Below are 14,118 nucleotides of genomic sequence, written 5' to 3'. Positions count from 1 at the left end.
GATCAAGTGATGATCATCACAGCAATTGCTGAATCTTGGGTGAACTTGCCGAGGATTCCCATCCTTGGCATCATCCGAGGCTGAATTGGGTCGGATCGAATGGAAGCCGGGATCGCTGTGAGTGACTCACTGCTGCCCTATGCGGTGGGCGCTGCCAAGCGTGCTCGCAAGGCCGCTGTACGCATGCGGCGTCGCGTCGAGCGACTGCACACCGTCCCGGCCATCGGCGGTGGACTCAGGCCCCGGGCCCACATCAGCCCCGTCCACTTCTCGGTCTCCGGCGGCCGGACCCTGAACTTCGCCGTCGCGGTCGCCCGCGGCCGGGTCGGCTCCGCCGTCCTCGTCCTCACCCACGGCACCCACCGCGTCGAGCTGCCGCTGGACGTCGAGCCGCAGGCCGACGGCACGGCGCTGCTCACCGCGACCTCGCCGCTGCGGTACGAGACCCCGTCGGAGACCGGCCGCCGCGGACCGATGCTGACCAGTGGCCTGTGGAAGCCGACGCTCGTCCTCACCGACCCGCAGGGCGAGACCCACCGCGCCGCCGTCACCGCCTTCGGCGAGCCGGCCGCCGACGGTCCGACCCGCGTCTACTCGCCCTCCCCGACCAGCGGCGCGCTCTTCCGCATCGTCCGCTCCGTCGACGGTTTCGCGCTGATCAAGGTGCGCGCGCCGCGCCGGCACGCCGAGTTCACCGACTTCGAGCTGCGCTGGGACCGCGTCACCGTGCACGGCCGGGTCTACGGATTCGCCGCCGCCGAGGCGCGCGGCAAGGCCGAGATGGTGCTGCGGCGCGGCGGCGGCAGCCCCGTCACCGTCACCCCCGAGTGGGACGGCGACCGCTTCCGTTTCGACGTCCCCTTCGACCGGATGGGTGGTGTCGACCACGCCCGGGTCTGGGAACTCTTCGTCCACGTCGGCGGACAGCGACTGAAGATCGCCCGACAGTTCACCGACGTCCGTTATCCCCGGCGGGTCTTCCGCACGCCGATTCGCATCATCGCGCTCGACAACGGCTCCCTCATGCGGGTGCACGCTTATGTCGCGGGGGCCGGCGCCCTGGTCGTCAGCTGCGTCGATGTCATACCCGCGTCCCCCAGCACAGAGGAAGTCGCATGAAGATCACGTTTCTGCTCACCTGGGGTGACGAGATGGGCGGAACGGAGATGGCCGCCTACACCCAGGCGATCCATCTCGCGCCCCGGCACGAGGTCGAGGTCCTCAGCGTCTTCAAGACCCGCGACGAGCCCTTCTTCGGCGCGGCCAAGAAGGTCAAGCGGCGCTACCTCATCGACCGCACGGGTGCCGTCGAGCGCCCGGTCCGCGAGTCGGCCCTGGACACCGCCGCGTGCCGCACCCTGGCCTCCCTGCCGAGCGAGATCATCAAGCCGTCCTGGGAGAGCACCTTCGACCGGCTCTCCGACATCGAGATGTCCCGGGAGCTCGGCTCCCTGGACACCGACGTGCTCGTGACGACCACCCCCGCGCTCATGGCGGCCGCCGCCGAGCTCGCGCCGTCCCGGGTCGTCACCGTCCACCAGGAGCACCGCGCCTCCCAGCTGCGCGGCGTCTCCGGCGAACCGCTGCTCGTCCACGGCCCGGAGATCGACGCCCTCGTCTCCCTCACCGAGCGCACCAACGACTGGTTCGCCGACTCCCTCGGCGCGGCGGCCCCCGAGCTGGTGGCCATCCCCAACGCCGTGCCGGACGGCTACCGCCCGCGTGCCGACCTGGAGAGCAAGACCATCGTCCTGGCTGCCCGGATGACCCCGGAGAAGCAGCTGGACCACGCGATCCACGCCTTCCACCGGGTCTCCGAGGAGTTCCCCGACTGGACGCTGCGCATCTTCGGCGACGGCCCCCAGCAGGTCCGCCTGCGCCACCTGGTCGAGGGCCTCGGCCTCCACGCGCGCGTGGAGTTCATGGGCCGCACCGACCAGATGGAGGCCGAGTGGGCCAAGGCCGCCCTGGCCCTGCTGCCCTCGCGCAACGAGGCCTTCCCGCTGGTCCTCCTGGAGGTCTTCGCGGCCGGTGTCCCCGTCGTCGCGTACGACATCGTCACCGGGCCCGCCGAGATCATCCGCCACGACGTGGACGGCCTCCTTGTCCCCTCCAAGGACATCGACTCCCTCGCCGAGGCCATGTCCCGCCTGATGGGTGACGACGACACCCGCCTCGCCTTCGGGCAGGCGGCCAGGACCGGCGTCTACGAGCGCTTCAACGGTGAGACGATCACCGCGCAGTGGGAGGAGCTCTTCGAGCGCCTCGTCGCGCGCCGCGACTCGCCCGAGCGCCTCGCCTCGCGCGCCGACCGTGCCGCGCTGCGCCTCGCCCAGGGCGGCACCAAGAACTTCAGCGTCGCCGCGCCCGTCACCCTGCTCCCGAACTCCGCCGACGAGCAGAAGGCGCGGGAGGTGCTCATCCAGGCGCAGAACCGCACCCTCATCCGCTCCGCGGGCCGGCTCTCCCAGGTGAGCGACGAGATCGACGCGCCGTCGATGGCGCGGACGAACCTGGAAGTCACGGCCAAGGTCTTCGAGGCCGCCGGCGTCCCCTACGTCTACCTGCGCACCGACAGCGTCGCCCACTTCCTCGCCGTCCCGGTCGAGGCGCGGGAGCGCGCCCTGCGCGCCCTGGCGAGCGAGCTGCACGGCCGGCCCGTCTACGGCGAGCTGATCACCCCGCGCGGTGCCGCCCCCGGCGCGATCCTGGCCGAGCGGCTCGACACCGTCGGCGAGGTCGCCGGTGTGAAGATCTTCACCCCGGTGACCAGCGAGAGCCGTACCCTGCGGTACGGCCCCGCCTACGGCTGCACCGTCGAGTTCTGGGAAGAGGACGAGGACGGCTGGCGCAACAGCCCCCGCTCCACCACCCTGCTCGGCCGGCGCCTGCCGTCCCTGGAGCCGACGGCGAAGCTGGAGGTCGCCGGCCGCGACTACCCGACGCTGAGCCAGTTCACCAAGAACCTGATGTGGGACATCGACTTCCCCATCGACGTCGTCTACACGTGGGTCGACGACACCGACCCCGCGTGGCGGGAGCGCCGCGACGGCGTGCGCCGCCGGATGGACATGCCGGTCGACGACGCCGACAGCGGTGACGTCCGCTTCCGCAACCGCGACGAACTGCGCTACTCGCTGCGGTCGCTGGAGATGTTCGCGCCCTGGGTGCGGAACATCTACCTCGTCACCGACGACCAGGCCCCCGAGTGGCTCGACACCGACCAGCCGGGCATCAAGGTCGTGTCCCACAAGGACATCTTCCCGGACGAGTCGTGGCTGCCCACGTTCAACTCGCACGCGATCGAGTCGCAGCTGCACCGCATCGAGGGGCTCTCCGAGCACTTCCTGTACTTCAACGACGACGTGTTCGTCGGACGTCCGCTGCAGCCCGGCTCCTTCTTCCTCAGCAACGGCCTGGCGAAGATGTTCCGTTCGCCGACCACCGTCCCGCCGAGCGAGCCGTCGCCGGACGACGAGGGCTACTTCGCCGCGGCCAAGAACAACCGGGCGCTGCTCGAGAAGGCCTTCGGCCGGGTCGCCACGCACAGCTTCCTGCACGCGCCGCACCCGCTGCGCCGCAGTGTGCTCCAGGAGATCACCGAGCGGTTCCCCGAGGAGATCGCGACGACGGCCCGCAACCCGTTCCGCGCGAACACGGACCTGTCGATCACCTCGTCGCTGCACCACCACTACGGCTACCTGACGGGCAACTCGGTGCCGTCGGCCATCTCCTGCAGCTATGTGAACGTGGGCAACTACGCCCACCACTCGGTGCTCAGCCGGCTGCTGGCCTCCCGGAGCCACGACGTGTTCTGCATCGGGGAGTCCGCGGACGCGGAGGTGCCGGTCGACGAGCAGGACCGCGTGCTGAGCGCCTTCCTGCGGGCGTACTTCCCGGTCCGCTCCCGCTTCGAGCGCGACTGACGCCCACGGGACCACGCGCCCACCGGCTCACGCACCCACGAGAGAGGGGCGCCCGGACCTTCCGGTCCGGGCGCCCCTCTCTCGCGTTCGCGGTGCTCGCCCCGCAGGGCCACCTCTCGTACGGGCTACTTCTCGTACGGGCTCGGGACCGGGAAGTACGCCTCCAGGAAGGGGGTGATCAGGTCCTTCTGCTCGCCCACCTCCTGCTCCGTGGACACCGTGTCGTTGACGCAGAAGACCGTCTTGTCCCGGGCGGCGAGGAGCCGGCCGAGCCGGGTCTCCGTCCACGGGTGGGTCAGGTCCAGGTAGGAGTACGGCAGCTGGGAGGGGACCGCGCGGCCCGTGTGGAACGCGTAGTAGTGGTGCAGCGAGGACGAGATGGAGATGTCGTCGATGCTGCGGAACCTGCTCGCCTCCGTGTGGCGGTACTCGGCGGCGAACTCCGACTCGATCTCGGTCAGCACGGTCCGGCTCAGCGGATGCGGCATGTGCTTCATCTTCTGGACGAGCACCGCGCCGTACCGCTCCTCGATCAGGCGGCGGTTGTTCTTGCCGGCGGCGGCCACCGGCGGGTCGTCGGCGGTCCGCTCGCCGAGCGGCACCAGCGCGGGCGACGGGAAGAACTTGGTGATGCCGTTGGCGTGGAAGAAGTCGCCCGGCGTCACCTCGTTCCCGAGCATCACGTCGTCGTTGAAGTAGAGGAAGTGCTCCGAGAGCCCCTCGATGTGGTGCAGCTGCGACTCGATCGCGTGCGAGTTGAAGGTCGGCAGCAGGTCGGGGGAGCGGAAGACGTCCTTGTGGGACACGACCTCGATGCCCGGCCGGTCGGTGTCCAGCCACTCGGGCACCTGGTCGGCGGTCACCAGGTAGATGTTCCGCACCCAGGGGGCGTACATGTGGAGCGAGCGCAGCGAGTAGCGGAGCTCGTCGCGGCTCAGGTAGCGGGCCGCGTTCGCCGCCTCCGCGTGGTAGCCCTCGCCGGAGAACTCGGCGCGCCGGCGCAGCCAGGCCGGGTCCGACCCGTCCACCCAGGTGTAGACGACGTCGATCGGGAAGGTGACCTCGCCGGTCGGGACGACGGCCGTCTCCGCGCGGGCGGGGACGAGCGGAGCGCCCTCGGTCGCCCGGGGCGCGAGGCTGGTGAAGTACGGCTCCGGGACCGGGACGATCTCCCCGGCCGGCGGCAGCGCCGTGGCGATCCGGCCGGCGCGGGGCGCGGTCAGCTCGCCCTCCTCCAGGGTCCAGAACTCGACGTCGCAGCCGTAGGTGTCGCCGAGCGTCAGCTGGTGGGTCGGGTCCGTGTGGTACCAGGTGAGGCGCAGGACGGGGGAGTTGCGCAGCCGCTGCCAGGTCGCCGGCTCGAAGCCGGGCTCGGACGCGCGGGTGACGGGGCCGTTGGCGCTGAGCGGCGTCACATACCCGGGCAGGGTCTTGCAGGCCTCCGCCAGGGCGGCGAGGACGGCGGTACGGTCCTCCGCGCGGACGGCCACGGCGGCGGCGGTCTCCGACTGGCCGCGGACGGCGAAGTGCTCGACGCCGGCGCCGGCGAGCGCCGCGAGGACGGTCTCCAGATTTGCCCGGCGGGCCTGGAGCGGGGTGATGCCCTCGGTGACCAGCGCCACCTTCGGCTCCTTGCCCACCGTGATCACGGCACGGTCGCCACCCGCGGTGTACGCGCCGTAACGCTTGGCGAGACGGCCGCCGCGACGCCGTTCGGCGGCCGCCGTGCCGCTGGCGATGCGCATCTTCACCCGACGGCGCATGTCGGCGTCGACCTGCGAAACGATGGCCCGCCTCACGCGTTCCGGTACGGCTCGGCGGTAGACCCCAAGCAGCCTGGGTGCCTCGGGATTTCGCACTGCGGTCGACTCCTTGAACGGGACCGGACGGAAGAATGAACTCCTCCAGTATGCCGCCTGGGGCCGTTGCCCCCGGGGCCCGGTGCGGGCAGCCGGTACCGTGTACCGACGAGCTTCTCAGTGAAAGGGACCAGGGGCGCATGACTTATCTGATCACCGGTGGTGCCGGGTACATCGGCTCGCACGTCGTGCGCGCCATGACGGCGGCGGGCGAGCGGGTCGTGGTCCTGGACGACCTCTCCACGGGGTACACCCACCGGGTCCCCGAAGGCGTGCCGCTGGTGGTCGGTTCCGTCCTCGACCGCGAGCTGCTCGACCGGACGCTCGCCGAGCACGGCGTCACCGGTGTCGTCCACCTCGCCGGGAAGAAGCAGGTCGGCGAGTCGGTCGAGCTGCCGCTGCACTACTACCAGGAGAACGTCGGCGGGCTCACCGTCCTCCTGGAGGCGGTCGCCGCCGCGGGCGTGCGCAGCTTCCTCTTCTCCTCCTCCGCCTCCGTGTACGGCATGCCGGACGTCGACCTCGTCACCGAGGAGACCCCCTGCCTTCCGCTGAGCCCGTACGGCGAGACCAAGCTCGCCGGCGAGTGGCTGGTCCGCGCGACCGGCAAGGCGCACGGCATCGCCACCGCCTGCCTGCGGTACTTCAACGTGGCCGGCGCGGCCGCCCCGGAGCTCGCCGACACCGGGGTCTTCAACCTGGTGCCGATGGTCTTCGAGCGGCTCGACGCCGACGAGGCCCCCCGGATCTTCGGCGACGACTACGCCACCCCGGACGGCACGTGCGTCCGCGACTACATCCACGTCGAGGACCTCGCGGACGCCCACCTCGTGGCCGCCCGCAAGCTCGCCGAGTGGGCCGGCGCCGGCGCGCCGCGCGACCTCACCGTCAACATCGGCCGCGGCGAGGGCGTCTCCGTCACCGAGATGGTCGAGCTGATCAACGAGATCACCGGGCACGCCACCGAGCCCGTCGTCACCCCGCGCCGCCCCGGCGACCCGGCCCGCGTCGTCGCCTCCGCCGACCGCATCGCCGCGGAGCTGGGCTGGAAGGCACGGCACGACGTCCGCGACATGATCGGTTCCGCCTGGGCCGGCTGGACCGCCCGCCGCGGCGCGGCCGTCTAGGACCGCCATCGCCCCACGACACGGCCCCCGCGTACGCGGGGGCCGTTCGTCGTGCGGGCGTCGCCCCCCGGGCATGCCCCGTTCATCTCACGGCGATCTGATGGGCCCATGCGAGACCAGCTCGGCCAGATCATCCGCTTCGGCGTGGTGGGCGGGATCAACACCGGCACCTTCTTCGGCTGCTACCTGCTGCTCCACCCCTGGATGCCGTACTTCGCCGCGTACACCCTCGCCTTCCTGCTCAGCATGGTGGGCTCCTTCTTCCTCAACACGTACTTCACCTACCGCACCCGCCCCACCTGGAAGAAGTTCGCCCTCTTCCCGCTCACCAACGTCACCAACTACGTGGTGCAGAGCGCCGGCCTGTACGCGCTCGTCACCTGGGCCGGAATGGACGACAGGATCGCGCCACTCGTGGCCGCCGTCGTCGCCATCCCCTTCACGTACGTGATCTCCCGCCGGATCCTCGTCAGCCGGGGCCCCGGTCCGGAGGGCTCGGGTCCGAACGGCTCCGGTCCGGAGGGCGAAACGGAGGAGCGGCAGCCGTCCCGGCTCGCGTAGATTGCCCCTCGCGACCGTGCCGGGAGCGCACGGCGCCAGAACAGCGAGTGAGGACGGCGCAGGTGGCGACGGATATGGCGGCGGTGCAGCAGGACATGAACCGACAGGACGTGACCCCGCAGAGCCCGAACCCGCAGGCCCCCTCGCACTCCCCGAACCCGCAGGCCGCGGCGTCCGTGGTCCGTCCCTTCGTCACCGAGGCGCGCCGGATCGTCGTCAAGGTCGGCTCCTCCTCCCTCACCACGGCCGCGGGCGGCCTCGACGCCGACCGGGTCGACGCCCTCGTCGACGTCCTCGCCAAGGTCCGCAGCGGCGGCGAGAAGGAGATCGTCCTGGTCTCCTCCGGTGCCATCGCCGCCGGCCTGGCCCCGCTCGGCCTCACCCGCCGGCCCAAGGACCTGGCGCGCCAGCAGGCCGCCGCCAGCGTCGGCCAGGGCCTCCTCGTCGCCCGGTACACCGCCTCCTTCGCCCGCTACGGCGTCCGCGTCGGCCAGGTGCTGCTCACCACCGACGACACCAGCCGCCGCGCCCACTACCGCAACGCCTACCGCACCCTCGACCAGCTCCTCGCCATGGGCGCGCTGCCGGTCGTCAACGAGAACGACACCGTCGCCACCGACGAGATCCGCTTCGGCGACAACGACCGGCTCGCCGCCCTCGTCGCCCACCTCGTCCGCGCCGACCTCCTCGTCCTCCTCTCCGACGTCGACGGCCTCTACGACGGAGACCCCGCCAAGCCCGGCACCTCCCGGATCGCCGAGGTGGCGGGCCCGCAGGACATCGCCCATGTCGAGATCGGCTCCGCGGGCAAGGCGGGCGTCGGCACCGGCGGCATGGTCACCAAGGTGGAGGCCGCCCGGATCGCCGCCGCCGCCGGCATCCCCGTCGTCCTCACCTCCGCCAGCCGCGCCGCCGACGCCCTCGCCGGCCGCGACACCGGCACCTGCTTCCGGCGGACCGGCCGCCGCTCCGCCGACCGCCTCCTCTGGCTCGCCCACGCCTCCACCCCGCAGGGCTCCCTCGGGCTCGACGACGGAGCCGTCAGGGCCGTCGTCGAGGGCAAGAAGTCGCTGCTCGCCGCCGGTATCGCCACCGTCGAGGGCGACTTCGTCGCCGGGGACCCGGTCGAGCTCCGCGACGCCGGCGGCCACCCCGTCGCCCGCGGCCTCGTCAACTTCGACGCCAAGGAGCTCCCCCGGATGCTGGGCCGGTCCACGCACGAACTCGCCAGGGAACTCGGCCCCGAGTACGAGCGCGAGGTCGTCCACCGCGACGACCTCGTCGTCCTGGGCTGAGACGGGGCGGGCGCCCGGCCGGAAACGGGCCCGGAAGCCCTTGCGAAAGCGCCGCCGAAACGGCTGAAACTCCTGCCATCCGGAAGGGACCTTTACCAAAACCGCCCCATGCGGCGGCTCGGGCTGGTCAACTTTGTCTCGGGGGCAACGAACAACGCGGGGTACAGCACCACACGCATCACACAGGAGGCCGCCGGTGAGACGAGCGCGCCCAGGGGCCATGCCCCGCGGGACGGCCGAACGCGCCCTGACGAGTGTCGAGGCCGGAGCCGACTTCGACGCGGCACGGGACAGGGCCACGGAGGGCAGGAGCACAGCAGCCGGGACGGACACAGGCGACGGCGGCGCGGGGGAGCGCCCGCTGTCCAAGCTGTGGCACGTCACGCTCAGCGTGTCCGGCGTCGAGTCACCGCTGAAGGAGGTACGGCGCGGGCTCGAACAGCTCGCCCACGACCACCCCTTCCTGCTGACCAGCCGGTACGCCAACGACCACGCCGAGATCCGGTACTGGGAGGAGGCCCGCGACCTGCACGACGCGGCCGCCGTCGCCCTCCGGCTCTGGGGCGAGCACCGGCAGACCGCGAAGCTCCCGCCGTGGGAGATCGTCGGCCTGGAGGTCATCGACCGGGAGACCTACCACCAGCGGATCGCGGAGGGCTACGGCCCGCCGCCCGCCGCCCCGGTCGGAGTCCACCCCTACTGACCCGCCGGGGGCCCGGGTCCTGACGGGCCGGGCCCCCGAGGTCCGTACGGTGGCACGGGCGCGTCTCGCACTGCGGGATGCGCCCGTCGTACGTACGGGGTCGGACCGCCCGTACCAGTACCCTGCGGGCATGACCTCGCTCACGCCCCTCGACAACCTGACCCCGGTCACCCGGGCCGCCTACCGGGCCCGTGGCGCCGCCGCACAGATCGCGCCACTGCCGCGCTCGGCCAAGGACGAAGCCCTCCTCGCCATCGCGGACGCCCTCGAAGTCCGCACCGCGGAGATCGTCGAGGCCAACGCCGAGGACATCGCCAAGGCCCGCGAGGCCGGCACCAGCGAGTCGATCGTCGACCGGCTCACCCTCACCCCCGAGCGGATCCGCGCCATCGCCGCCGACGTCCGCCACGTCGCCGCCCTGCCCGACCCGGTCGGCGAGGTCGTCCGCGGCTCCACCCTCCCCAACGGCCTCGACCTCCGCCAGGTCCGCGTCCCGCTCGGCGTCGTCGGCATCATCTACGAGGCCCGTCCCAACGTCACGGTCGACGCCGCCGCCCTCTGCCTCAAGGCCGGCAACGCGGTCCTGCTCCGCGGCTCCTCCTCCGCGTACGCCTCCAACACCGCCCTCGTCACCGTCCTCCGCGACGCCGTCGGCGGCGCCGGACTGCCCGCCGACGCCGTCCAGCTCGTCCCCGGCGAGTCCCGCGACTCCGTCCGCGAGCTGATGCGCGCCCGCGGCCTCGTCGACGTCCTCATCCCGCGCGGCGGTGCCTCCCTGATCAAGACGGTCGTCGAGGAGTCCACCGTCCCGGTCATCGAGACCGGCACCGGCAACTGCCACGTCTACGTCGACGCCGAGGCCGACCTCGACATGGCCGTCGACATCCTGGTCAACTCCAAGGCCCAGCGGGTCAGCGTCTGCAACGCCGCCGAGACGCTCCTCGTCCACCGGGACATCGCCGCCGCCTTCCTGCCCCGCGCCCTCGACGCGCTGGCCGAGGCCGGCGTCACCGTCCACGCCGACGAGCGGGTCCTCGCCCACGCCGAGGGCACCAAGGCCACCGTCGTCCCGGCCACCGCCGAGGACTGGGAGACCGAGTACCTCTCCTACGACATCGCCGCCGCCGTCGTCGACTCCCTCGACAAGGCCGTCGAGCACATCCGCATGTGGACCTCCGGCCACACCGAGGCCATCGTCACCACCTCGCAGGCCGCCGCCCGCCGCTTCACCCAGCTGGTCGACTCCACCACGGTCGCCGTGAACGCCTCCACCCGCTTCACGGACGGCGGACAGTTCGGCTTCGGCGCGGAGATCGGCATCTCCACCCAGAAGCTCCACGCCCGCGGCCCCATGGGCCTCCCGGAGCTCACCTCCACCAAGTACATCGTGACCGGCGACGGTCACATCCGGTAACACCACCCCGCACCCCTCCTTTCGGCCTTTCGGTACGGGCGGGGAGACTTCGCCTTCTCCCTGCCCAAAACCACATCCCCGGTCTACTCTGAATCCGTGCCGGACGACGTGGGGGGCAGGCCGTCCCCGAACGGCTGGGAGCCCGACGACGAGCGCGGAGGCGCCGCCGAGGGCCGCTGGGACGTGGTTCTGGACGAGGAGTTCATCCGGGCCGCCACCCTCCACGAGCCGACGGCCGTCGAACGCCTCCTCGCCGCCGCCCAGGCCCGTGCCGAGGCCGAATCCGCCCGCGCCCGCGCCCTCCGGGCCGCCGGCGACGACGACCTCTACGACGAGGGCCCCGAGCCCGTCGGCCTCACCTACGAGCCCGACGACATCGGCGACGACGCCAGCCCCTACGGCCGCCACGGCGGCGCCCTGCGCCCCTACCGGGGCAGCGCCCGCTGGCACCGGCCCGTCGCCTGGCTCCTCGCCCTCCTCATGGGCATCGGCATGGTGGCCCTCGCCTTCACCGCCGTCTACCGCGGTGCCGCCGCCAACCGGCAGGACCAGGTTCCCCCGGCCTCCACCGGCGTCGACGCGCCGAACCCGGCCCCGCCCGCCGCCTCACCGGCCGCCGGGCCCCCGGTCCCCGTCCTCACCGGCACCCCGGCCACGGCCGCCGCACCGGCCGCCGGCGGTCAGGCGACCGACGAGCGGACGCCCCCGCGGGCCTCCGTCGCGCCCGGCACACCCTGACACCACCCGGACGGCCGCACCGCCCGCCGGTACGGTCACCCCGACGGCGGAAAACTTCCGAACTTGTCGTGTACCTGGGCGTTTACCGAGGCCCCCGCCGACCTACCCTGAAGGTATGGCAGGGCGTGGCGACCCGCCTGAGGGGACTCCCGAGGGGCTCCCCGGCGGTGACGACGAGTACCGAGCCGTCGTCTTCGACGAGGCGTTCGTCCGCGCTGCCCACCTCCAGGAGTACTCCGCCCAGGAACGGATGGGCGAGCACGCGCTCGCCGTCCACAGCCGCCCCGGCCCCACCGGCCGCCGCGGCGGCTCCGGCCAGGCCCTCCTGCTGGTCCTGCTGGTCCTCCTCGCCTTCGGCACGGCCATCTACCTCGGCCTGCGCAACCCCTACCAGCCGCCGCTCGACCAGCGTGCCGAGCCACTGCGCACCACCGTCGTCCCCCTCGCTCCCCAGGGCCCCGTCCCCGGCGGCGACCCGGCCCGGCTCCTCGCCCGCAGCCCCGCCGCCGAGTACCGCACCGGCGCGGCCGGCATCAACCTCCCCGTCGCCGCCCGCACCACCCACTTCTCCGAGGGCCAGGTCGTCACCGCCCTCAGCATCGCCAAGGACTACCTCGTCGCCTCCTCCCTGGAGCCCGACGTCCTCGCGGGCCAGACCGTGCGCCCCGCCCGCCTGCTGCTCGACCCCGACCAGCTCGCCCAGTTCGACCGCAGCGTCGAATCGCCCGCCGACGACGGCCGGCACGCCCTCGCCGCCTGGGTGGTCCGCTTCGACCCCCGTCAGGTCTCCGTCGCCGAGCCCGCGCCCCGCGTCCAGGGCACCCTCCGCTTCGCCGAGAGCACCGCCGACACCCTGGACGTCACCGCCGACCACACCTTCACCTACGCGCTGCGCCCCGCCGTCCAGGGTCCGGGCGAGCCCGCCGCGGCCTCCCTCTTCACGGTCCACCGCACCCTGCACCTCCGCTTCGACCGCGAGGACCTGCGCATGCACCGGGCCGAGCTGCTGACCAGTACCGTCGAGGCCGGACCGCAGGCCTGCGGGGCGGACACCGGCGGCGGCCTCAGGCCGCTCCTGGCCGGAGCCGAGGCCCCGGCGACGTCCGGCCCGGCCCTCACCGACCCCTACGCCGCCGACCGGCCGGCCGCGCCGGCCCTCTGCGGAGCCCTCGCCCCGGCCGCCCAGCCCCGGCCCTGACGCCCCCGGCCCTGACGCCCAGGCTGCCGTCTAGCTCCAGGCCCCCTCGTCCGGCTCCCCGCCGGTCTCCTTGCCCGATTCCTTGTGCGATTCCTTGTCCGAATCGCCGCCGGTCTCCTTGCCGGTCTCCTTCGGGGCGCCGCCCCCGAACACGGTCCGGAGCCGTCCGCCCAGATCGCCCGCGAGGTCGCCGGCCCCGCCGGCTATGTCGCCGACGAGCTTGATCAGCGGATCCTTGCTGTCCTTGACCGTCTGCGCGTAGTGGCCCGCCGACTCGCGGAAGGAGTCCGTGACCGAGGTGTCCTTGTCCTCCGAGCGCTTCGGGTAGTGGCCGTCCATCAGCCGCTGGTAGTCCCGGCTCTCCGACCACTTCTTCAGCTCCGCCGCCCGCACCGTGGTGAAGGGGTGCGAGCGCGGCAGCACATTGAGGATCTTCAGAACCGAATCCCGCAGGTCACCGGCCTTCTCGTACTCGTCCGCCTGGGCGAGGAAGGCATCCACGTTCATCTCGTGCAGGTGGTTGCCGCCGGCGATCTTCATCAGGCCCCGCATCGAGGCCCGCAGGTCCTGCCCCACGAGGAGCCCCGCGCGGTCGGCCGACAGCTCCGACTTGCGGAACCACTCGCGCAGCGCGGTCACGATCGCCATCACCGCCACGTTCCCCAGCGGGATCCAGGCGACCTTCAGCGCCACGTTCGTCAGGAAGAGCAGCACCGTCCGGTAGACCGCGTGGCCGGACAGGGCGTGACCGACCTCGTGGCCGATCACCGCCCGCATCTCCTCCTCGTCGAGCAGCTCGACGAGCCCCGTCGTCAGCACGATCACCGGCTCGTCCAGGCCCACGCACATCGCGTTCGGCACCGGGTCCTGCGTCACGTACATCGGCGGGACCCTGTCCAGGTCCAGGACGTAACAGGCGTCCCGCAGCATGTCGTTGAGGTGCGAGAACTGCGCGTCGCTCACCCGGACGGAGTCCGAGAGGTAGAGCAGTCTGAGGCTGCGCTCGGGCAGCAGCCCGCTCAGTGCCTTGAACACCGTGTCGAAACCGCTGAGCTTCCTCAGCGCCACCAGCGCCGAACGGTCCGCCGGATGCTCGTAGGCCCGCGAGGAGATGCCGGGGAACCGCCTGCGCTGCCTGCTCGGCACGCCGCCGTGCGGCTCTCCGCCGTGGCCCCTGTCGTGGTTCTCGGTCATGAACGCCCCCTGTCCATCCGTACGAGTCGGTGCTCGTCCCCCTGACACGACCCACCCTAGGCGAGGGCGCTACCGTGAGCGGAGGGCCTGTGGACAACTCGGG

General features: G+C 72.3%; 11 protein-coding genes. 9 read left to right on the top strand and 2 right to left on the bottom strand.

Translation table 11 applies throughout. The annotated features are described in order from the left end of the window. The first annotated feature begins 183 nt into the window (after window positions 1-183). Both AB0E19_RS08865 and AB0E19_RS08860 read left to right on the top strand, forming a co-directional pair. Window positions 184-1,119, top strand: coding sequence for a hypothetical protein (locus tag AB0E19_RS08865; RefSeq protein WP_362175500.1), 936 nt, complete (start codon window positions 184-186; stop codon window positions 1,117-1,119). Continuing rightward, window positions 1,116-3,926 carry a stealth conserved region 3 domain-containing protein gene (locus tag AB0E19_RS08860; protein WP_362175497.1) on the top strand — a complete coding sequence of 937 codons (2,811 nt, stop codon included), beginning with the start codon at window positions 1,116-1,118 and terminating at the stop codon, window positions 3,924-3,926. The genes AB0E19_RS08865 and AB0E19_RS08860 overlap by 4 nt, the downstream gene beginning before the upstream one ends. 125 nt (window positions 3,927-4,051) lie before the next feature. Here the strand turns inward: AB0E19_RS08860 and AB0E19_RS08855 are convergent, their stop codons facing one another. Beyond that, window positions 4,052-5,785 (bottom strand): stealth family protein, encoded by a 1,734-nt coding sequence (locus AB0E19_RS08855; RefSeq protein ID WP_362175494.1) that lies wholly within the window; start codon window positions 5,783-5,785, stop codon window positions 4,052-4,054. A 140-nt stretch (window positions 5,786-5,925) separates the two neighbouring features. On the opposite strand from AB0E19_RS08855, the gene galE reads away from it, so the two are divergent. From galE to AB0E19_RS08820, 7 genes are all read left to right on the top strand, one after another. Continuing rightward, window positions 5,926-6,912, top strand: coding sequence for a UDP-glucose 4-epimerase GalE (gene galE / locus AB0E19_RS08850; protein ID WP_362175491.1), 987 nt, complete (start codon window positions 5,926-5,928; stop codon window positions 6,910-6,912). Between the two features lie 108 nt (window positions 6,913-7,020). Continuing rightward, complete coding sequence (locus AB0E19_RS08845; protein WP_362175488.1) at window positions 7,021-7,473, top strand: GtrA family protein; 453 nt, start codon at window positions 7,021-7,023, stop codon at window positions 7,471-7,473. A gap of 95 nt (window positions 7,474-7,568) precedes the next feature. Further along, complete coding sequence (proB, locus tag AB0E19_RS08840; RefSeq protein WP_362175485.1) at window positions 7,569-8,768, top strand: glutamate 5-kinase; 1,200 nt, start codon at window positions 7,569-7,571, stop codon at window positions 8,766-8,768. Between the two features lie 196 nt (window positions 8,769-8,964). Beyond that, window positions 8,965-9,471, top strand: a complete 507-nt coding sequence (locus AB0E19_RS08835; protein ID WP_189946725.1) for a hypothetical protein — start codon at window positions 8,965-8,967, stop codon at window positions 9,469-9,471. 130 nt (window positions 9,472-9,601) lie between these two features. Further along, window positions 9,602-10,885 (top strand): glutamate-5-semialdehyde dehydrogenase, encoded by a 1,284-nt coding sequence (locus AB0E19_RS08830; protein WP_362175482.1) that lies wholly within the window; start codon window positions 9,602-9,604, stop codon window positions 10,883-10,885. Between the two features lie 96 nt (window positions 10,886-10,981). Beyond that, window positions 10,982-11,623, top strand: a complete 642-nt coding sequence (locus AB0E19_RS08825; RefSeq protein WP_362175479.1) for a hypothetical protein — start codon at window positions 10,982-10,984, stop codon at window positions 11,621-11,623. A 115-nt stretch (window positions 11,624-11,738) separates the two neighbouring features. After that, complete coding sequence (locus AB0E19_RS08820; RefSeq protein ID WP_362175476.1) at window positions 11,739-12,821, top strand: hypothetical protein; 1,083 nt, start codon at window positions 11,739-11,741, stop codon at window positions 12,819-12,821. A 30-nt stretch (window positions 12,822-12,851) separates the two neighbouring features. Here the strand turns inward: AB0E19_RS08820 and AB0E19_RS08815 are convergent, their stop codons facing one another. Beyond that, window positions 12,852-14,015, bottom strand: coding sequence for a M48 family metallopeptidase (locus AB0E19_RS08815; RefSeq protein ID WP_362175473.1), 1,164 nt, complete (start codon window positions 14,013-14,015; stop codon window positions 12,852-12,854). Window positions 14,016-14,118: the final 103 nt, after the last annotated feature.

The sequence above is a fragment of the Streptomyces sp. NPDC047974 genome, assembly GCF_040653375.1.
Taxonomy (GTDB): domain Bacteria; phylum Actinomycetota; class Actinomycetes; order Streptomycetales; family Streptomycetaceae; genus Streptomyces.
Note: the sequence above shows the minus strand (reverse complement) of the source record. Positions and strands in the feature narration are given on the sequence as shown.